The sequence below is a fragment of the Bradyrhizobium barranii subsp. barranii genome (genome assembly GCF_017565645.3).
GTDB lineage: Bacteria > Pseudomonadota > Alphaproteobacteria > Rhizobiales > Xanthobacteraceae > Bradyrhizobium > Bradyrhizobium barranii.
In genome coordinates, this window is record NZ_CP086136.1 from 6,118,762 (window position 1) to 6,137,631 (window position 18,870).

19 protein-coding genes are annotated in these 18,870 nt (G+C 64.0%); all 19 read right to left on the minus strand.

Annotated elements, in window-relative coordinates:
• Nucleotides 1-15: 15 nt before the first annotated feature.
• The 19 genes from J4G43_RS29545 to J4G43_RS29635 all read right to left on the minus strand — a co-directional run bounded on the left by J4G43_RS29545 (nt 16) and on the right by J4G43_RS29635 (nt 18,692).
• A complete protein-coding gene (locus J4G43_RS29545) occupies nt 16-1,524 on the minus strand; it encodes an NADH-quinone oxidoreductase subunit M (protein ID WP_135216787.1) in 1,509 nt (502 codons plus the stop codon).
• Nucleotides 1,525-3,603: an NADH-quinone oxidoreductase subunit L gene (gene nuoL / locus J4G43_RS29550; RefSeq protein WP_208087130.1), complete on the minus strand. Its 2,079-nt coding sequence runs from the start codon at nt 3,601-3,603 to the stop codon at nt 1,525-1,527.
• Between the two features lie 8 nt (nt 3,604-3,611).
• Nucleotides 3,612-3,920: an NADH-quinone oxidoreductase subunit NuoK gene (nuoK, locus tag J4G43_RS29555; protein WP_008547737.1), complete on the minus strand. Its 309-nt coding sequence runs from the start codon at nt 3,918-3,920 to the stop codon at nt 3,612-3,614.
• Nucleotides 3,917-4,555 carry an NADH-quinone oxidoreductase subunit J gene (locus J4G43_RS29560; protein ID WP_028149057.1) on the minus strand — a complete coding sequence of 213 codons (639 nt, stop codon included), beginning with the start codon at nt 4,553-4,555 and terminating at the stop codon, nt 3,917-3,919. The genes nuoK and J4G43_RS29560 overlap by 4 nt, the downstream gene beginning before the upstream one ends.
• A gap of 9 nt (nt 4,556-4,564) precedes the next feature.
• Complete coding sequence (gene nuoI / locus J4G43_RS29565; protein WP_014494864.1) at nt 4,565-5,059, minus strand: NADH-quinone oxidoreductase subunit NuoI; 495 nt, start codon at nt 5,057-5,059, stop codon at nt 4,565-4,567.
• A gap of 8 nt (nt 5,060-5,067) precedes the next feature.
• On the minus strand, nt 5,068-6,135 hold the full coding sequence (gene nuoH, locus J4G43_RS29570) for an NADH-quinone oxidoreductase subunit NuoH (RefSeq protein ID WP_063982981.1): 1,068 nt from the start codon (nt 6,133-6,135) through the stop codon (nt 5,068-5,070).
• Nucleotides 6,136-6,139: 4 nt separating this feature from the next.
• Nucleotides 6,140-8,215, minus strand: a complete 2,076-nt coding sequence (nuoG, locus tag J4G43_RS29575; RefSeq protein WP_208087131.1) for an NADH-quinone oxidoreductase subunit NuoG — start codon at nt 8,213-8,215, stop codon at nt 6,140-6,142.
• A 5-nt stretch (nt 8,216-8,220) separates the two neighbouring features.
• Nucleotides 8,221-9,546, minus strand: a complete 1,326-nt coding sequence (gene nuoF / locus J4G43_RS29580) for an NADH-quinone oxidoreductase subunit NuoF (protein ID WP_014494861.1) — start codon at nt 9,544-9,546, stop codon at nt 8,221-8,223.
• 15 nt (nt 9,547-9,561) lie between these two features.
• On the minus strand, nt 9,562-9,762 hold the full coding sequence (locus tag J4G43_RS29585) for a hypothetical protein (protein ID WP_028149053.1): 201 nt from the start codon (nt 9,760-9,762) through the stop codon (nt 9,562-9,564).
• Nucleotides 9,762-10,373, minus strand: coding sequence for an NADH-quinone oxidoreductase subunit NuoE (gene nuoE / locus J4G43_RS29590; protein ID WP_028149052.1), 612 nt, complete (start codon nt 10,371-10,373; stop codon nt 9,762-9,764). Before nuoE ends, J4G43_RS29585 begins: the two co-directional genes overlap by 1 nt.
• 10 nt (nt 10,374-10,383) lie before the next feature.
• Entirely contained in the window at nt 10,384-11,346 is a 963-nt protein-coding gene (locus J4G43_RS29595; protein ID WP_208087132.1) for an FkbM family methyltransferase, read from the minus strand.
• A complete protein-coding gene (locus tag J4G43_RS29600; RefSeq protein ID WP_135216783.1) occupies nt 11,346-12,542 on the minus strand; it encodes an NADH-quinone oxidoreductase subunit D in 1,197 nt (398 codons plus the stop codon). The genes J4G43_RS29595 and J4G43_RS29600 overlap by 1 nt, the downstream gene beginning before the upstream one ends.
• Nucleotides 12,543-12,544: 2 nt before the next feature.
• Nucleotides 12,545-13,156: an NADH-quinone oxidoreductase subunit C gene (locus tag J4G43_RS29605; RefSeq protein WP_166342015.1), complete on the minus strand. Its 612-nt coding sequence runs from the start codon at nt 13,154-13,156 to the stop codon at nt 12,545-12,547.
• A gap of 11 nt (nt 13,157-13,167) precedes the next feature.
• A complete protein-coding gene (locus J4G43_RS29610; RefSeq protein ID WP_038943028.1) occupies nt 13,168-13,755 on the minus strand; it encodes a NuoB/complex I 20 kDa subunit family protein in 588 nt (195 codons plus the stop codon).
• Nucleotides 13,746-14,111, minus strand: a complete 366-nt coding sequence (locus tag J4G43_RS29615; protein ID WP_007603535.1) for an NADH-quinone oxidoreductase subunit A — start codon at nt 14,109-14,111, stop codon at nt 13,746-13,748. Before J4G43_RS29615 ends, J4G43_RS29610 begins: the two co-directional genes overlap by 10 nt.
• Before the next feature lie 248 nt (nt 14,112-14,359).
• Nucleotides 14,360-14,590: a hypothetical protein gene (locus J4G43_RS29620; RefSeq protein WP_208087133.1), complete on the minus strand. Its 231-nt coding sequence runs from the start codon at nt 14,588-14,590 to the stop codon at nt 14,360-14,362.
• A complete protein-coding gene (locus J4G43_RS29625) occupies nt 14,590-15,726 on the minus strand; it encodes a PepSY-associated TM helix domain-containing protein (protein ID WP_208087134.1) in 1,137 nt (378 codons plus the stop codon). The genes J4G43_RS29620 and J4G43_RS29625 overlap by 1 nt, the downstream gene beginning before the upstream one ends.
• A 22-nt stretch (nt 15,727-15,748) precedes the next feature.
• A complete protein-coding gene (locus tag J4G43_RS29630; protein ID WP_208089450.1) occupies nt 15,749-18,001 on the minus strand; it encodes a TonB-dependent siderophore receptor in 2,253 nt (750 codons plus the stop codon).
• A 175-nt stretch (nt 18,002-18,176) separates the two neighbouring features.
• A complete protein-coding gene (locus J4G43_RS29635; protein ID WP_071913358.1) occupies nt 18,177-18,692 on the minus strand; it encodes a MarR family winged helix-turn-helix transcriptional regulator in 516 nt (171 codons plus the stop codon).
• Nucleotides 18,693-18,870: the final 178 nt, after the last annotated feature.

Below are 18,870 nucleotides of genomic sequence, written 5' to 3' on the forward strand. Positions count from 1 at the left end.
TCCTGACCTGCCCGATCACTGGAGCAGTGCGGCGGCCTTCACGGCCGTCACAGCGGTGTTGTAATTGTTGACGAGTTGCTGGACCGAGACGGCCGACATATCGAGCACCGGCTTCGGATAGACGCCGAACAGGATCGTCAGCGCGATCAGCGGGAACAGCGTCACGCACTCGCGGAAAGTGAGATCCTTCATGCTCGCCAGCGACGGCTTGACCAGCGCCCCGAACACGACCTTGCGGTACAGCCACAGCGCGTAGCAGGCCGACAGGATCACGCCGAAGGTCGCGAAGAACGCGGTCGGGATCGAGACCTTGAAGGTGCCGAGCAGCGTCATGAACTCGCCGACGAAGCCGGAGGTGCCGGGCAGACCGACATTGGCCATGGTGAAGATCATGAAGGTCAGCGCGTAGAGCGGCATCCGGTTGACGAGGCCGCCATAGGCCGCGATCTCGCGGGTGTGCATGCGGTCGTAGACGATGCCGACGCAGAGGAACAGCGCGCCGGAGACGATGCCGTGCGAGATCATCTGGAACACGCCGCCGGCGACGCCCTGCATGGTGCCGGCGAAGATGCCCATGGTGACGAAGCCCATATGCGCCACTGACGAGTACGCGATCAGCTTCTTCATGTCCTCCTGCATCAGCGCCACCAGCGAGGTGTAGATGATGGCGATGGCCGAGAGCGTGAAGATCAGCGGCGCGAAGTCGTGCGAGGCCAGGGGGAACATCGGCAGCGAGAAGCGCAGGAAGCCGTAGCCGCCCATCTTCAGCAGGATCGCAGCCAGCACCACCGAGCCCGCGGTCGGCGCCTCGACGTGGGCGTCGGGGAGCCAGGTGTGCACCGGCCACATCGGCATCTTCACCGCGAACGAGGCGAAGAAGGCGAGCCACGCCCAGGTCTGCAGGGAGCGCGGCACGGCGGTGTGCATCAGGGTCGGGATGTCGGTGGTGCCGCCATTCCAGTACAGCGCCATGATGGCGAGCAGCATCAGCACCGAGCCGAGCAGCGTGTAGAGGAAGAACTTGAACGACGCGTAGACCCGGCGCGGACCGCCCCAGACGCCGATGATCAGGAACATCGGGATCAGGCCGCCCTCGAAGAACAGGTAGAACAGCACGAGATCGAGCGCCGAGAAGGTGCCGATCATCAGCGTTTCCAGGATCAGGAACGCCATCATGTATTCGCGGACGCGGTTGGTGATCGCCTTCCAGCTCGCGATGATGCAGAACGGCATGATGGCGGTGGTCAGGATCACCAGCGGCAGCGAGATGCCGTCGACGCCCATGTGGTAGGTGATGCCGGTGGCGAGCCAGTTCGCCTTCTCGACGAACTGGAAGTCGGCGCTCGACGGATCGAAGCGCATCACCAGGATCACCGAAACCGCGAAGGTGATCAGCGTGGTCCACAGCGCGATCCAGCGCGCATTGCGCCGGGCCGCCTCGTCATCGCCTCGGCTGAGATAGACGATCAGCGCGCCAACCAGCGGCAGGAACGTCGTGACCGAAAGGATTGGCCAGGTTGTCATTTACTGGCCTCCAAAGCCGAACATGAACCAGGTGATCAGGCCGGCGGCGCCGATCAGCATGGCGAACGCGTAGTGATAGAGATAGCCGGTCTGGATCTTCACCACGTTGCGGGTGACGTCCAGCACGCGGGCCGAGATACCGTCGGGACCGAGACCGTCGATGATGAAGCCATCGCCCTTCTTCCAGAGCTGGTAGCCGATCCACTTCGCCGGACGGACGAAGATGACCTCGTAGAGCTCGTCGAAGTACCATTTGTTGAGCAGGAACTGGTACAGCATCGGCTGCGTGTTCGCGAGCTCGACCGGCAGATACGGCCGGCGGATGTAGAACAGATACGACACCAGGAAGCCCAGCACCATCATCACCGTCGGCAGGATGGCGATGGTCTCGGGGATGTGGTGCATCTCCTCGATGATGTGCGGGTTCATCTTCACGGACTCGCGGAAGAACTCCTCGACGCCGTGACCGGCGAACAGCTCCTTGAACGGGAAGCCCGCGACGATCGAGCCGACCGCGAGAACGCCGATCGGGATCAGTATCCAGAGCGGGGCCTCATGCGCGGCCTCGTAGTGATGCTCGTCATGGGGCTCGCCGTGGAAGGTCTTGAAGATCAGGCGCCAGGAGTAGAACGAGGTCAGGCCGGCGGCGACGACCGTCATCAGGAAGCCGTACATCGCGAACGGATTATGCGAGGCGTAGGCGGACTCGATGATGGCGTCCTTGGAGAAATAGCCCGCCGTGAGCGGGAAGCCCGTGAGCGCCAGCGTGCCGATCACCATCACCGCATAGGTGTAGGGGATCTTGCGCCAGAGGCCGCCCATGTTGCGGATGTCCTGCTCGTGGTGCATCGCGTAGATCACCGAGCCGGAACCCAAGAACAGCAGCGCCTTGAAGAAGGCGTGCGTGAACAGGTGGAACATGCCGACCGAATAGGCCCCTGCTCCCATCGCCACGAACATGTAGCCGAGCTGCGAACAGGTCGAGTACGCGACGATGCGCTTGATGTCGTTCTGGACGAGGCCGATGGTCGCGGCGAAGAACGCCGTGGTGGCGCCGAAGAACATCACGACGGCCTGCGCGTTCGGGGCGAGTTCGAACAGCGGCGACAGGCGCGCCACCATGAACACGCCGGCGGTGACCATGGTCGCGGCGTGGATCAGCGCGGAGACCGGGGTCGGGCCTTCCATCGCGTCCGGCAACCAGGTGTGCAGCAGGAACTGCGCCGACTTGCCCATCGCGCCCATGAACAGCAGGAGGCAGGTCAGGGTCAGCGCGTCGGCGTGCCAGCCGAGGAAGTCGATGGTCTTGCCGGTCAGGCTCGGAGCTGCATGGAAGATGGTCTCGAAATCGGTCGAGCTCGTCAGCATGAAGATCGCGAAAATGCCGAGCGCGAAGCCGAAATCACCGACGCGGTTGACCACGAAGGCCTTGATCGCCGCCGCGTTCGCCGACGGCTTCTGGTACCAGAAGCCGATCAGGAGATAGCTGGCGAGACCCACGCCTTCCCAGCCGAAGAACAGCTGCACGAGGTTGTCGGCCGTCACCAGCATCAGCATGGCGAAGGTGAACAGCGAGAGATAGCCGAAGAAGCGCGGCCGGTACGGATCCTCGTCCATGTAGCCGATGGAATAGAGGTGCACGAGCGAGGACACGGTCGTCACCACCACCAGCATCACGGCGGTGAGCGTGTCGACCCGCAGCGTCCAGTAGACCTGGAGGTCGCCCGACATGATCCAGGGCAACAGCGGAATGCGCATGTCGTGGTGCATGAAGCCGACATCGACCAGCGTCATCCAGGACAGCGCCGCCGAGACGAACAGCAGCGCGGTCGTGATCAGCTCGGCGCCCCGCGAGCCCGCGGCCGGCGGCTCGTCCGGGCCATGGCCGTGGTCATCGTGAGCGTGATCGTCGTGACCATGGTCGTCATGGGCCGCCGACGCATGCGCGTCGCCGTGGCCATGATCGCCGTGATGCTCGACCGCGTCGCCCGAGGGGTTGCGGGCATGCGCGCCGAACAGCGCGATCAGGCCAGCAAGGATGGCGCCCAGCAGAGGCAGAAAGACAATCGCCTGAACCATGACTGAGCTCAGCCCTTCATCAGATTGACGTCCTCAACCGCGATCGAGCCGCGGTTGCGGAAATAGACCACCAGGATGGCGAGACCGATCGCGGCTTCCGCAGCCGCAACAGTCAGCACCAGCAATGCGAAGACCTGGCCGACGATGTCGCCGAGGAAGGTCGAGAATGCCACGAGGTTGATGTTGACCGAGAGCAGGATCAGCTCGATCGACATCAGGATGACGATGATGTTCTTGCGGTTCAGGAAGATGCCGAGGATCCCGAGCGTGAACAGGATCGCGCCGACCGCCAGATAATGTCCGAGCCCGATCGTCATTTCACCCACTCCGCCGCGTCGCTGTCCTGGAGCCCCTGCCCCGACGCCACCTTGCGCATCGCCATCGCCATCTCGGGCGTGCGTGCATTCTGAACGTTGATGTCCTGCCGCTTCACGTTCGCCTTGTGGCGCAGCGTCAGCACGATGGCGCCGATCATGGCGACCAGCAGCACCATGCCCGCGAGCTGGAAGTAGTGGATGTACTTCGTATAGAGCACGAGCCCGAGCGCCTCGGTGTTGCTGACATTGGTCGGGATCGCCGCCGTGATCGTCTTGGAGACGCCGGGGTTGATGACCCAGAAGCCGACGGTGAGCAGCAGTTCGAACAGGAAGATGCCGCCGATCACGAGGCCCACCGGCAGGTACTCGATGAAGCCCTCGCGCAGCTCGAGGAAGTCGACGTCGAGCATCATGATCACGAATAGGAACAGCACCGCGACGGCGCCGACATAGACGACGATCAGGATCATCGCGAGGAATTCGGCGCCCATCAGCACGAACAGGCCGGAGGCGTTGACGAAGGCCAGGATCAGGTACAGCACGGAGTGCACGGGATTGCGCGAGACAATCACCATCACCGCCGAGGCGACGCAAACGCCGGCGAAGAGATAGAAGAACAGCGCGGGAAGGATCATGCTCTCATCTCACCGGTACGGCGCGTCGAGCTCGATCGCTTTCGCGATCTCGCGTTCCCAGCGGTCGCCATTGGCGAGCAGCTTGGCCTTGTCATAGAACAGTTCCTCGCGGGTCTCGGTCGCGAATTCGAAGTTCGGACCTTCGACGATGGCGTCGACCGGACAGGCCTCCTGGCAGAGGCCGCAATAGATGCACTTCACCATGTCGATGTCGTAGCGCACGGTGCGGCGGGTGCCGTCGTTGCGGCGCGGGCCGGCCTCGATGGTGATGGCCTGCGCCGGGCAAATGGCTTCGCACAGCTTGCAGGCGATGCAGCGCTCTTCGCCGTTCGGATAGCGGCGCAGCGCATGCTCGCCGCGGAAGCGCGGCGAGATCGGGCCCTTCTCGAAGGGATAGTTCAGCGTCGGCTTCGGCTGGAAGAAATAGCGCATGGCGAGGAAGAACGCCGAGACGAATTCCGACAGCAGCAGCGAGCGTGCGGTGGCGTTGACATTGATACCCATGACGGCCCTCACTTCGGCGCGATGCCGGCGAAATGCAGCACGCCAGCCACCACGACCACCATCGCCAGCGACAGCGGCAGGAAAACCTTCCAGCCGAGGCGCATCAATTGGTCGTAGCGGTAGCGCGGCACGATCGCCTTTGCCATCGCGAACAGGAAGAACATGAAGAACACTTTGAGCGAGAACCAGATGATCCCCGGCACCCAGTTGAAGGGCGGCAGATCCACCGGCGGCAGCCAGCCTCCGAGGAACAGGATCGTCGCCAGCGCGCACATCGTGACGATCGCGACATATTCGCCGAGCATGAACAGCAGATACGGCGTCGAGCCGTACTCGACCATGAAGCCGGCGACGAGCTCTGATTCAGCTTCGACGAGGTCGAACGGCGGACGGTTGGTTTCCGCCAACGCCGAGACGTAGAAGATCACGAACATCGGGAACAGCGGCCACACATACCAGTTCAGGATGGTGAGCTGCGGCAACCCGATCAGGCTGGCAAGGCCACGGGCATGCTGGGCCTCGACCACGGCCGACAGGTTCAGCGTGCCGGCGCAGAGCAGCACCGTGATGATGACGAAGCCGATCGAGACCTCGTAGGACACCATCTGCGCCGCCGAGCGCAGCGCGGCCAGGAACGGGTATTTCGAGTTCGACGACCAGCCGGCCATGATGATGCCGTAGATCGACAGCGACGAGATCGCGAAGATGAAGAGCACGCCGACATTGATGTCGGAGATCACCCAGCCGAGATTGGTCGGGATCACCGCCCAGGCCGCAAGCGCGAGCACGCATGAGACCAAGGGAGCAAGGAGAAACACGCCCTTGTTGGCGCCGGACGGGATGATCGGCTCCTTCAGCACGAACTTCAGCAGGTCGGCGAAGGACTGCAGCAGGCCCCAGGGGCCGACCACGTTCGGGCCACGGCGGATCTGCACCGCCGCCCAGATCTTGCGGTCGGCGAGCAGGATGTAGGCGATCGCGACCAGCAGGACGACGAGCACCAGGACGCTCTCCGCGACCATGATGATCAGCGGCCAGAGGAAACCGGTCCAGAATGCGCTTTCGAAGAATTCCATCGGCTCACTCCGCTGCGGTCAGCATCTGCCCGGAGGCAAGCCGCGAGCATTCCGCCATCACGGCGGACGCACGCGCGATTGGGTTGGTCAAATAGAAGTCCTCGATCGCCGGCTTGAACGGCGCCTTCTCCGGCGAGCCGCCCTTCCCCGCCAGCTTCTTGATCTGCTCGGCGGAGCCGGCCTCGATCTGGTCGAGACGGATCAGGTGCGGCACGGCCTTGAAGATCGCCTGGCGCAGCGCCGACAGCGAGTCATAGCCGAGCTTCTTGCCGAGCGCTTCCGACAGCGCGCGCACGATCGCCCAGTCCTCGCGGGCTTCGCCCGGCGGGAACGCGGCACGACCGGTCATCTGCACGCGACCTTCGGTGTTGACGTAGATCGCGTTCTTTTCGGTGTAGGCGGCGGCCGGCAGGATGACGTCGGCGCGATGCGCGCCGCGGTCGCCATGGGTGCCGATATAGACGACGAAGGTGCCGTCCGACGGCTTGATCTCGTCGGCGCCGAGCAGGAACAGCAGGTCCAGCGTGCCGAAGGTCGTCATCTGCGCCGCGTTCAGGCCACCTGCCGTGGCGGAGAAGCCGATATCGAGCGCACCGACGCGCGAGGCGGTCTCGTGCAGCACGCCGAGGCCGTTCCAGCCGTCCTTCACCGCACCGACATCGAGCGCGAGCTTGGCGGCGGCGGCGAGAATAGCGGCGCCGTCGTGACGCGAGGCCGCGCCTGCGCCGACCAGGATGATCGGGTTCTTGGCGTTCTTCAGCACGTCCATGAAGGAGTGCTTGCCGGCCGCGAGCTCGCCGAGCGTCTCGGTGCCTGCACCCAGATGATCATAGTCATAGGTCAGGTCGACCTTGGCGCCGATCACGCCGACCTTGAAGCCGCCGGCGCGCCAGCGCTTGCGGATGCGGGCGTTGAACACCGCCGCTTCCTTTCGCGGATTGGCGCCGATGATGAGCAATGCGTCGGCCTGCTCGACGCCGACCAGCGTCGGATTGAAGATGTAGGAGCCGCGGCCGAGCGCGGGATCGAAGGCGTCGCCGCCCTGCACGGCCAGATTGCCCGAGCCGTACTTGGCCAGCAGGTCCTTCAGCGCGAACATCTCTTCGACGCCGGCAAGGTCGCCGGCGATCGCGCCGATGCGCTTGCCGTCGGTGCGCGCCGCTTTCGCGGCGATCGCGGCAAAGGCTTCGGGCCAGCTCGCCGCCCGCAGCTTGCCGGCTTCGCGGATATAGGGCCGGTCGAGACGCTGGGTGCGCAGGCCGTCGACGACGTGACGGGTCTTGTCGGAGATCCACTCCTCGTTCACGGCCTCGTTGATGCGCGGCAGCACGCGCATCACCTCACGACCGCGGGTGTCGACGCGGATCGCCGAGCCGAGGCCGTCCATCACGTCGATCGACTGGGTCTTGCCGAGCTCCCACGGGCGCGCCGCAAAAGCATAGGGCTTCGAGGTCAGCGCACCGACCGGGCAGATGTCGACGAGATTGCCCTGCAATTCGGACGTCAGCGCGTGCTCGAGATAGGTCGTGATCTCCATGTCCTCGCCGCGGCCGGTGGCGCCCATCTCGGGCGCGCCGGCGACTTCCGCCGAGAAGCGGACGCAGCGCGTGCACTGGATGCAGCGGTTCATCGAGGTCTTGACCAGCGCGCCGAGGTACTTGTCCTCGACGGCGCGCTTGTTCTCGGCGAAGCGGCTGGTGTCGACACCATAGCCCATCGCCTGGTCCTGAAGGTCGCACTCGCCGCCCTGGTCGCAGATCGGGCAGTCCAGCGGATGGTTGATGAGAAGGAATTCCATCACGCCTTCGCGCGCCTTCTTCACCATCGGCGAACGCGTGGAGATTTCCGGCGGCTCGCCCTTGGGGCCCGGACGGCAATCGCGCACGCCCCAGGCGCAGCTTGCGACCGGCTTCGGGCCGCCCTTCACTTCGACGAGGCACATCCGGCAATTGCCGGCGATCGACAGCCGCTCGTGATAGCAGAAGCGCGGAATCTCGGCGCCCGCGGCTTCGCACGCCTGGAGCAGCGTGTACTCGGCGGGGACATCGATCTCTTTTCCGTCGATGATGAGCTTGGTCATGTCTCTTACTCCGCCGCGACCATGTTCACGGGATCGCGGACGCCGATATCGTCGATGTCAGCCTTGTGCGAATACTGGTCGATGCGCGCTTCGATCTCGTGACGGAAATGCGCGATCAGGCCCTGGATCGGCCAGGCGGCTGCGTCGCCGAGCGCGCAGATGGTGTGGCCTTCGACCTGCTTGGTGACTTCGAGCAGCATGTCGATTTCGCGCTTGTGGGCGCGACCGTCGGCCATGCGGGTCAAGACGCGCCACATCCAGCCGGTGCCTTCGCGGCATGGCGTGCACTGGCCACAGCTCTCATGCTTGTAGAAATAGGAGATGCGGGCGATGGAGCGGATCAGGTCGGTCGACTTGTCCATCACGATCACGGCCGCGGTGCCGAGGCCCGAGCGCAGCTTGCTCAAGCTGTCGAAATCCATTGGCGTGTCGATGATCTGCTCGGCCGGCACCATGCGCACCGAGGAGCCGCCGGGGATCACGGCCTTGAGATTGTCCCAGCCGCCGCGGATGCCGCCGCAATGCTTCTCGATCAGCTCACGGAACGGAATGCCCATGGCCTCTTCGACGTTGCAGGGCCGCTCGACATGGCCGGAGATGCAGAACAGCTTGGTGCCGACATTGTTCGGACGGCCGATGCCGGCGAACCAGGCCGCGCCGCGGCGCAGGATGTCGGGCGCAACCGCGATCGACTCGACGTTGTTGACGGTGGTCGGGCAGCCGAACAGGCCGACATTGGCCGGGAACGGCGGCTTCAGGCGCGGCTGGCCCTTCTTGCCTTCGAGGCTTTCGAGCAGCGCGGTCTCCTCGCCGCAGATATAGGCGCCGGCGCCGTGCGCGACGTAGATGTCGAACGGCCAGCCGTTGACATTGTCCTTGCCGACGAGCTTCGCCTCATAGGCCTGGTCGATCGCGGCCTGGAGATGCTCGCGCTCGCGGATGAACTCGCCGCGGACATAGATGTAGCAGGCATGCGCGTTCATCGCGCAGCTCGCGATCAGGCAGCCCTCGATCAGGAGATGCGGATCGTGCCGCATGATCTCGCGATCCTTGCAGGTGCCGGGCTCGGATTCGTCGGCGTTGACGACGAGATAGCTCGGCCGGCCGTCGGTCGATTCCTTCGGCATGAACGACCATTTCAGGCCGGTCGGGAAGCCGGCACCACCGCGCCCGCGCAGGCCCGACGCCTTCATCTCGTTGATGATCCAGTCACGGCCCTTGTCGATGATATTCTTCGTACCATCCCAGGCGCCGCGGCGCCGCGCGCCCTCGAGCCCCCAGTCGTGGAGGCCGTAGAGGTTCTTGAAGATGCGGTCCTTGTCCTCGAGCATTTCAGTGCTTTCCGATCAACGATTGGACTGCTTGTAGGCAAGTCCGGCGGCGCAGACGGCGAAGGTCAGCGCCCAGAGTAGGCTGCTCTCCTGCGTCGCGTTCATCACGAAGCGCTGCAGCAGGAACATGAAGGCGGCCGCGACCGCGGCGTGCATGGCGACGAAGCCCCACTTGTTCACGGCCTCGTTCCCTCCAATTGCGGGGAGATCACGCATCAGGTGATCTCCTTCAGCGTGGTCGGCCCACCCGTCGGCGCCGAGAACTGGCGGCCGTTCTGCGGCCCGGGCTTCGGCGGATTGCCCGAGGCGAAGCCGTCGAGCACCTTGCCAAAGGTTTCCTTGGTCAAATCCTCATAGGTGTCCTTGCCGATCAGCACCATCGGCGCATTCACGCAGGCACCGAGACATTCCACCTCTTCCCAGCTGAAATTGCCGTCCTTGGACAGATGGAACGGCTCGTGGTGGATGCGGTGCTCGCAGACGTGGATGAGATCCTCGGCGCCGCGCAGGCGGCACGGCGTGGTGCCGCAGACCTGGACGTGCGCCTTCTTGCCGACGGGAGCGAGCTGGAACATCGTGTAGAAGGTCGCGACTTCGAGCACGCGGATATAGGGCATGTCGAGCAGATCGGCGACGGCGCGGATCGCGGCTTCCGAGACCCAGCCGTCGTGCTGTTCCTGGACGCGCCAGAGGATGGCGATCACCGCGGAGGCCTGGCGTCCGGCCGGATATTTCGCGATCTGCTGCTTGGCGAATGCGAGGTTCTCCTCCGTGAACGCAAAGCTCGCGGGCTGGACTTCCTTCGGTGCTAATCGGCGAACGGACATCTCTTATCTCTCACTGCATACGGCGCGCGGTTTTCGCATTCAGGGCATCGATCCTGTCCTGCCAGAATGCGCTTGCGGTGCCGAAAACGTTGTAGCCGACGTGGGTCGAGACCTTGATGCGGTCGAGGATCGACAGCTCGGTCACGGTCTCCATCCGGTTGCTGCGCGGATCGAACACGATCAGCTTCAGCGGCGTCTGTTCGAGGATAAAGCGCGACACCGCGTGGCTGCGATCGCTGCCGTGCTCCTCGCACATGATGACGCTGTCGGTCTCAAGCAGCCGGGCGCCGCCCTTGATCGCCTCGATCTCGACGCCCTCGACGTCGAGCTTGATCAGGTACTTGCCGTGGGCCGCCACCTTGCCGTCGTCGATGAGATTGTCGAGCGCGAGGACAGGCACGTCCTCGCCGCCCGCCGACGGTCCGCCGGCGATGCTGAAGGCCTCATGCTTGGTGCCTGATAGCCGCGCGGTGCCGCGCGCCGCACCGATGGCGCATTTCAGCGTCTCGAAGCGGTTGCCGTTGACACGGGCGTTGTTGGCAAGCTTCGTATAGTTCTGCCCCGACGGCTCGATCGCGATCGCCTTGTGCGATCCGAACGGCTTGCTCGACACCAGCACCGACCAGTAGCCGTAATTGGCGCCGCAATCGAGCAGCGTGTAGTCGACGTCGATGGAGTCGGCGAACAGGACCTCCAGCTCGTCCTCGTAATTGTAGGAGCGGTTGAGCAGCTTGCTCCAGTAGCCGTCGCCGTAGGGGAATTCGAACACGGCGTCGGGATTGAGCCTGATCGCGATGTTGCGCTCGGGCAGCGTTTTCCGCAGCAGGTTCGCGCAGGCGATGTAGCCCATATGCGAGAAGTGCGAGGAGATCTTCGATCCCGTCACCAGCGCCAAGGCAGCCGTCCGCTCCCACAGGTTGGCCCCTTCAAGGGCCCCCGAGGCACGGTCAAACTGGATTGGCGCCTGCGCCATCACCGATCGACCTCTCCGAACACGATGTCGAGCGAGCCGAGGATCGCCGAGACGTCGGCGAGCAGATGGCCGCGGCAGATGTGGTCCATCGCCTGCAGATGCGCAAAGCCCGGCGCGCGGATCTTGCACTTGTAGGGCTTGTTGGTGCCGTCGGAGATAAGATAGACGCCGAACTCGCCCTTCGGCGCCTCGACCGCGGTGTAGACCTCGCCGGCCGGCACGTGGACGCCTTCGGTGTAGAGCTTGAAGTGATGGATCAGCGCTTCCATCGAGCGCTTCATCTCGCCGCGGCGCGGCGGCGCGACCTTGTTGTCTTCGACGACGACAGGCCCCTTCCCGTCGGCTGCGTTCAGCTTCTGGATGCACTGCTTCATGATGCGCACGGACTGGCGCATCTCTTCCATGCGGATCAGGTAGCGATCGTAGCAGTCGCCGTTCTTGCCGATCGGGATGTCGAAATCCATCTCGGCGTAGCACTCATAGGGCTGCGACTTGCGCAGGTCCCAAGCCGCGCCCGAGCCGCGCACCATGACGCCCGAAAAACCCCACTCCCAGGCTTCCTTCAGCGGCACCACGCCGATATCGACGTTGCGCTGCTTGAAGATGCGGTTGGCGGTGAGAAGACGGTCAAGATCGTCCACGACCTTCAGGAATGGATCGCACCAGGCCTCGATGTCGTCGACCAGCTTCTGCGGCAGATCCTGATGCACGCCGCCGACGCGGAAGAAGGCTGCGTGCATACGGCTGCCGGAGGCGCGCTCGTAGAACACCATCAGCTTTTCGCGCTCTTCAAAGCCCCACAGCGGCGGGGTCAGCGCGCCGACGTCCATCGCCTGCGTGGTGACGTTGAGCAGATGCGACAGGATGCGGCCGATCTCGCAATAGAGCACGCGGATCAGCTGGCCGCGGCGCGGCACCTCGATGCCGAGCAGCTTCTCAGCCGCCATGCAGAAGGCGTGCTCCTGGTTCATCGGCGCGACGTAGTCGAGCCGGTCGAAATACGGGATCGCCTGCAGATAGGTCTTCTGCTCGATCAGCTTCTCGGTGCCGCGGTGAAGCAGGCCGATATGGGGATCGACACGGGCGACGATTTCGCCGTCAAGCTCCAGGACCAGACGCAGCACGCCGTGCGCAGCCGGATGCTGGGGCCCGAAGTTGATGGTGAAATTGCGAAGCTGTTCGGGTTGCTCGTTCATGATCAGACCTTCGGTCCCGCCTTCTCGTCACCGGGAAGCGGATAGTCCGCCCCTTCCCACGGCGAGAGGAAATCGAACTTGCGGAATTCCTGGTTGAGCCGGACGGGCTCGTACACCACCCGCTTCTCCTGGTCGTCGTAGCGAACCTCGACGAAACCGGTGGTCGGGAAATCCTTGCGCAGCGGATGCCCCTCGAAACCGTAATCGGTCAGCAGGCGGCGCATGTCAGGGTGACCGACGAAGAACACGCCATAGAGGTCGTAGGCCTCGCGCTCGAACCAGTCGGCGCCGGGGAACACGTCGATCAGCGACGGCACCTGCGTGGTCTCGTCGGCCTGGGCCTTGAGGCGGATCCGCGCGTTCAGGGTCGGAGACAGGAAGTGATAGATCACGTCGAAGCGTTTTTCGCGCGACGGATAGTCTGCGGCCGTGATGTCGGTGAAGTTGATGAACCGGCATTTCGGATCGTCGCGGAGGTACTTGACCACCTCGACGATCTTGCTGACCTCGACATCCACCGTGAGCTGGTTGAAGGCCACCGAATGACCGATGGCGGCGCCCGGAAGCGCGCTAACGATCGTCTGCCCCAGGGCGTCGAGCTTGGCGTCGTCCATGACGTAAAACCTTAGCGTTCGATGGTGCCGGTGCGGCGGATCTTCTTCTGCAGCAGCAGCACGCCGTAGAGCAGCGCTTCCGCCGTGGGCGGGCAGCCCGGCACGTAGATGTCGATCGGCACGATCCGGTCGCAGCCGCGCACGACCGAGTAGGAATAGTGGTAGTAGCCGCCGCCGTTGGCGCAGGAGCCCATCGAGATGACGTAGCGCGGCTCGGGCATCTGGTCGTAGACCTTGCGCAGTGCAGGCGCCATCTTGTTGGTCAGCGTGCCGGCGACGATCATCACGTCGGACTGGCGCGGCGAGGCACGCGGCGCGAAGCCGAAGCGCTCGACGTCGTAGCGCGGCATCGAGACCTGCATCATCTCGACCGCGCAGCAGGCGAGACCGAAGGTCATCCACATCAGCGAGCCGGTACGGGCCCAGGTGATGAGGTCGTCGGTCGCGGCCACGAAGAAGCCCTTGTCGGACAGCTCGGAGTTGACCTCGAGGAAAAACGGATCGTTGGCGCCAACTGGCCTGCCGGTCGACGGATCAAGGATGCCTTTGGGGGCCGGCGCGACGACCGGACCCGAGGCCGTTGCAGGGTTCAATCCCATTCCAGTGCTCCTTTCTTCCATTCATAGGCGAACCCGACCGTGAGCACGCCGAGGAACACCACCATGGACCAGAAGCCGGTCGCGCCAAGCTTGCCGAACGCCACCGCCCAGGGAAACAGGAACGCCACCTCGAGGTCGAAGATGATGAAGAGGATGGCGACCAGATAGAAGCGGACGTCGAACTTCATGCGAGCGTCGTCGAAGGCGTTGAAACCGCACTCATACGCCGACAGCTTTTCCGGGTCCGGCTGCTGGAACGCCACGATGAAGGGCGCGATCAGCAGCACGAGGCCGATGAGGCCCGCTACCCCTATAAAGACGACGAGTGGAAGATAGTTCTGCAGAATGCCGCTCATTGACGAGCCCTTTTTCCCGCAGCCTCGGGACAGCCACGGATTCGTCCAGTTTGGAATTGTTCTGAGCCTTAGCGCAGTGCACCAATGGGCGCAAGACACGCTCCTTTTAGGCCCTTTGCCGCCCCCAGAACGATAGAAATCCCGGAATCGCCCCGCGGCTGGTATGGAGCAGATCGCCAATCCCAGCAAGGGCGGCCACAGTTTTGCAGGGCAGCCGTTCGAGGATTGCGGCACACGGGCTGAGGCAGCTATTTGCCGCGTGTCGTCCGCGATAATTGCCCAGTTTTCCGGGTGCGGCAGCGCACCCAGACCCAGGCAATGACCAGCACCGGGGCCCCCACCGTCACCCAGGCGACATACTGGCCGACCGTTCCCCAGAGTAGCGCAGCCAGCAGGCCGGTGATGGTCGCAGCCGCGAGCAGGATGGGTGCAGCAAAGACACGTATCCACAGGCCCGAGCGGTCAGAGGAGCCATGCATCACGACGGGACCGGGGTTCGTCTGGCGAATGCGTCGGTCCGGGCGGGCGCGCGCTTGCGCCGCCGTGCCAGCCAGAGATAGAGGCCACTGCCGATCACAACGATCGTGAGAATGTCGAGCACGGCCCAGATCACCTTGAGCGGCAACCCGCCATAATCGCCGAAATGCAGCGGCTGCGAGATCAGGAGCGCCTGGAGATAGACCGGCAGCGCCCGGCTGTCGGCGACCTCCCCTGTTTCGCCATCGAGCAGGACCGGCTTGAGGAGCCGCGCCGTCAGCGCCGTGTCGCCGCGCATGAAGGCGGCGAAGTGGTGCGACGACGTGAACGGCGTTCCCGGAAACGCGATGAAGGCAACCTCCATCCCGGGCGCCGTCTGCCTCGCGCGCGCCACGACGTCGTCGAGCGAAGCCAGATGCGACGGCGGCGGCTTGCCGGCATAGGGCGCGACCATGCTGGCGAGTTCCGTGGCCTTCCACTGGTTGAGCATCAGTTCGGCCCAGGTGTTGACGACGCCGGTGAGGCCAACCACCAGCGCCCAGGCCACCGTCACGACGCCGATCAGATTGTGCCAGTCGAGCCAGCGCACGCGGCGCGAGGCGTGGCCGCGAATGGTGGCAAAGCGCAGTCGGCGGGTGAACGGCCAGTACAGTACCACGCCGGAGATGATGGCGATTGCGAACAGCAGGCCCATCCCGCCGAGGAACAGTTTTCCCGGCTGACCGGCAAACATGTCGGTATGCAGCTTGAGCATGATCAGCATCGGCCCGATGCCGACCGGTCCGAGCAGCTTGGTCGACACCGCATCGAACGCGCGCACGGTCGTGTTGTCAGGCAGCCCGTCGACGGCGCTGTTGGTGAACGCGGTCACGATCCCGGGCTCGTCCTTGTCCCAGGCGATATATTGCAGCACCCGGCCGGGATCGGCGGCGAGCGCGGCGTCGGCGACGGCTTGCGTCGTCGCACGCGCCGCGCCCGCATGAGCTTCGGGCTGGGGGGCATAGCCCAGGAGCTCATCGATCTCGTGATGGAAGATCAGCGGCAGGCCGGTCAGGCAGAGCAGCAGCAGGAAGACGGTCGAGATCAGGCTGGTCCAGGTGTGGACCACGGACCAGAGCCTGACCGTGCGCGCCTTCACGAGGCCCTCCCCTCGCCGGTGCCTACCACTTGTAGGAGACGCTGGCGGTGACGCGCCGGCGGTCGCCGTAGAAGCATGACGAGGCCGCCGCGCAGCTTGCGACATAGATCTTGTCGGTCAGGTTGATCACGTTGATTGCCGTGCGCCAGTTCTGCCACTCGTAGTGGACCGCGAGGTCGCCGAGCACGACCGCGGGAACCTCGAGGGTGTTGGCGGCGTCCGCCCAGGAGGCGCCGACATAGCGCACGCCGCCGCCGAAGCCGAATCCCGCAAGCGGTCCGTCCTTGAATGTGTAGTCGGCCCAGCCCGAGACCAGGAGCTCAGGCGTGTTGGTCGGCGTCTTGCCGACCAGCGCCGGGTTCAGGTCCCTGCTGGTGAAGAGATGATAGGCCGTGAAGGCGCCGATGAACTTTAACTCCTTCGTCGCATTTGCGACCGCTTCGAGCTCGATGCCGCGCGAGGTCACCTCGCCGGTTTGGTTCTGCAGCGTGGTGATGATCGGATCGGTAGTGGGTACATTCTGGCGCTTCAGGTTGAACACCGAGGCAGTGAAGTAGCCATCAAATCCCTTGGGGGCGACCTTGACGCCGATTTCGGCCTGCTGGCCGGTCTCCGGCTGGAACAGCTGATTTTGCGCGTTGAGCCCGATAATCGGGTTGAAACTCGTCGCGTAGGAGATGTAGGGCGCGATGCCGTTGTCGAAATTGTAGATCAAGCCTGCGCGACCGCTGAACTGGCTGTCATTGTTGCTGGCGAGCGTCGCCCCAGTGTCACGGGCGGCCTGCGTCGTCTCGACCCAGTCGTTGCGGCCGCTCAGCACCAGCGTGAAGTTACCGAGCTTCATCTGGTCCTGGAGGTAGGTGCCGGCCTGCTTCTGCGTGATCAGGAAGTTACGGAACGGCGGGCCTGTGAGCGGGATGTTAATGCCGTAGACCGGATTGAGCACATTGATCGGAGGAACGGTGCCGAAGTTGAAGGCCTGATAGTCGTCGATCTGATAGCCCTTCAGATCGACACCGAACAGCATCGTGTGCCGGACAGGTCCGGTGTTGAAGCGATATTCCAGCTGGTTGTCGAGATCGGCCTGGTTGGCGGTATCCTTCGCATACCAATTGTAGCGACCGAGAGAGGCCGCATTGATATTGTCCCAGCCGTTGCCGATGTAACCGCGATAGGTCAGGTCGATATGCGCAAATCGCGCATTCTGCCGGAACGTTAGATCGTCGGTGACATTGCGCTCGAACTGATAGCCGAGCATCTCCTGCTCGCGCGTGAACTTGTCGACGCTGGGATCGCCGGCGAAGAAGCTGGTCGGGATCTTGCCGAACGGCGCGTTGGTCACCGTGCCCTGGTAAGGCAGGAAGTTGATGCCGCGGGTGTCGGTCTTCGATGCCGACGCCAGAACCGTGAAAGTCGTATCGGCATCCGGCTTCCAGGTGAAGGACGGCGCAATGAAGTAGTTGTTGTCCGGCGTGAAGTTGACCTGCGTGTCGCCGTTCCTGATCTCGCCGACGACGCGGTAGAACAGCTTGCCGTCCTGGGGCTGCGTTGCAACGGGCCCGCCGACATCGAAGCCGACATAGGCGTTGCCGAAATTGTTGACGCCGGTCTCGATGTAGCGGATCGGCTCGGTCGGCGGCATCTTGCTGATGACGTTGACGATGCCGCTCGGGCTCGATCCACCATAGAGCACCGCCGACGGGCCGCGTAACACCTCGACTCGCTCCATATTGGACGGCGGAAGCCGCCAGCTCGCATAGGCCGTGTAGAACAGCTGCGTGCCGTCGAGAAACAGTCCGATGTCGTCGGACTTGAAGCCGCGGATCAGCCACCAATCGTTGCGCGTGTCCGCACCGAAGGTGCCAGCCCGCACGCCGGCGGTGTAGCGCAGAACCTCGTCGAGCTTGGTCGCCTTCTGGTCGCGGATCTGATCCGCGCCGATCACCGACACCGATTGCGGCGTCTCCATGATCGGCGTGTTGGTCTTAGTGCCCGACGAGCTGCGGTTGGCGACGTAGCCGTTCACCGGACCGCGCGGCGTCTCGACGAAGCCGACATTGCGCTGCTGAAGCGGTCTGCGGCTGGCGGCGGTCTCTACCGACGGCCGCGCCACGCGGCGGGCGGCCGCAGCAGGTGCGCGGCGTCGTGCTTCCGGCGCGTTGACGGTGACCGACGGCAGGTTTTGCGCACCGCCTTGCGCCGAGGACTGCGCAAGCGATGCCTGCGGTACCACTGCGAAAGCAGACGCGGTCGCCAAGACGACCGACCGCAGCATACGAAGACTGTTCAACGCGCACCCCAAAATGTCTGTTTGCTTGCGTCATGCCGTCGTTCCCCCAACGGCAGGCGCTTGCAGTGACGCTTAGGTGAGCGCGCGCGAATTCCCTAATTGAAAACCTCTTAGAAGGGTTCTTAGAAATGATCCAACATTCCCGGAGATTTCCGAGAGATCAGCGTGAAACTTTCTCGGCTTCGAGCATCTTCTCGGCTGTCGCCGTGAGACGGTCGATCTGCGCCAGCAGCGTCTCGAACTCGTCCTTGCTCAACTGTTCGAGCAATTGCCGATTGCGCTCCTGCGCGCCTTCGACGATCGCATCGTGCGCGGCGAGCCCTGCCGCGGTCAGCGCGACCAGCACCTCGCGGCTGTCCTTCGGGTTCGCCGACTTCGCGATCAGCTTGCGCGAGACGAGCTCCGCGAGCGCGCGGCTGATCTGGCCCTTGTCCTGGCCGACGGCTTCGGCGAGCCGCGCCACGCTCATCGGCGGACGGCGACCGAGCGAGGCGACGAGACCGAACTCGACCGAGGACAATCCGGCGAGGCGCTTGTAGCGCAGGATGGCACCGCGCTTGAGCAAATTGGCGAGCACCATCAGCCGTGACGACAGCATCACGGTGATCGGCGCCGGCGAGTGGTTTTCGTCCGCATCGGGCGACGCGTGCCCGTCCCTGCTCGATGTCTGGCTCATGATCCACCTCTGCCAAGAAAGCCGGGGCGTGCCAAGCGCTGGTAGCGCAACCTCCCCAACCTGATTCCAAATGCGATTAAGAGGCATTCTGGAATATCGTTGACATTGTCATCGAATTATTTTTCACTGGGTCACCGCATCAAAACGACCCGGCCACCCAAGGCCAGCGGCGGGAGGA

Coding starts and splice junctions, on each gene's coding strand:
- J4G43_RS29545 (WP_135216787.1), bottom strand. CDS start 1,524: ATGACAACCTGGCCAATCCTTTCGGTCACGACGTTCCTGCCGCTGGTT.
- nuoL (WP_208087130.1), bottom strand. CDS start 3,603: ATGGTTCAGGCGATTGTCTTTCTGCCTCTGCTGGGCGCCATCCTTGCT.
- nuoK (WP_008547737.1), bottom strand. CDS start 3,920: ATGACGATCGGGCTCGGACATTATCTGGCGGTCGGCGCGATCCTGTTC.
- J4G43_RS29560 (WP_028149057.1), bottom strand. CDS start 4,555: ATGATCCTTCCCGCGCTGTTCTTCTATCTCTTCGCCGGCGTTTGCGTC.
- nuoI (WP_014494864.1), bottom strand. CDS start 5,059: ATGGGTATCAATGTCAACGCCACCGCACGCTCGCTGCTGCTGTCGGAA.
- nuoH (WP_063982981.1), bottom strand. CDS start 6,135: ATGGAATTCTTCGAAAGCGCATTCTGGACCGGTTTCCTCTGGCCGCTG.
- nuoG (WP_208087131.1), bottom strand. CDS start 8,215: ATGACCAAGCTCATCATCGACGGAAAAGAGATCGATGTCCCCGCCGAG.
- nuoF (WP_014494861.1), bottom strand. CDS start 9,546: ATGCTCGAGGACAAGGACCGCATCTTCAAGAACCTCTACGGCCTCCAC.
- J4G43_RS29585 (WP_028149053.1), bottom strand. CDS start 9,762: ATGCGTGATCTCCCCGCAATTGGAGGGAACGAGGCCGTGAACAAGTGG.
- nuoE (WP_028149052.1), bottom strand. CDS start 10,373: ATGTCCGTTCGCCGATTAGCACCGAAGGAAGTCCAGCCCGCGAGCTTT.
- J4G43_RS29595 (WP_208087132.1), bottom strand. CDS start 11,346: ATGGCGCAGGCGCCAATCCAGTTTGACCGTGCCTCGGGGGCCCTTGAA.
- J4G43_RS29600 (WP_135216783.1), bottom strand. CDS start 12,542: ATGAACGAGCAACCCGAACAGCTTCGCAATTTCACCATCAACTTCGGG.
- J4G43_RS29605 (WP_166342015.1), bottom strand. CDS start 13,156: ATGGACGACGCCAAGCTCGACGCCCTGGGGCAGACGATCGTTAGCGCG.
- J4G43_RS29610 (WP_038943028.1), bottom strand. CDS start 13,755: ATGGGATTGAACCCTGCAACGGCCTCGGGTCCGGTCGTCGCGCCGGCC.
- J4G43_RS29615 (WP_007603535.1), bottom strand. CDS start 14,111: ATGAGCGGCATTCTGCAGAACTATCTTCCACTCGTCGTCTTTATAGGG.
- J4G43_RS29620 (WP_208087133.1), bottom strand. CDS start 14,590: ATGCATGGCTCCTCTGACCGCTCGGGCCTGTGGATACGTGTCTTTGCT.
- J4G43_RS29630 (WP_208089450.1), bottom strand. CDS start 18,001: ATGCTGCGGTCGGTCGTCTTGGCGACCGCGTCTGCTTTCGCAGTGGTA.
- J4G43_RS29635 (WP_071913358.1), bottom strand. CDS start 18,692: ATGAGCCAGACATCGAGCAGGGACGGGCACGCGTCGCCCGATGCGGAC.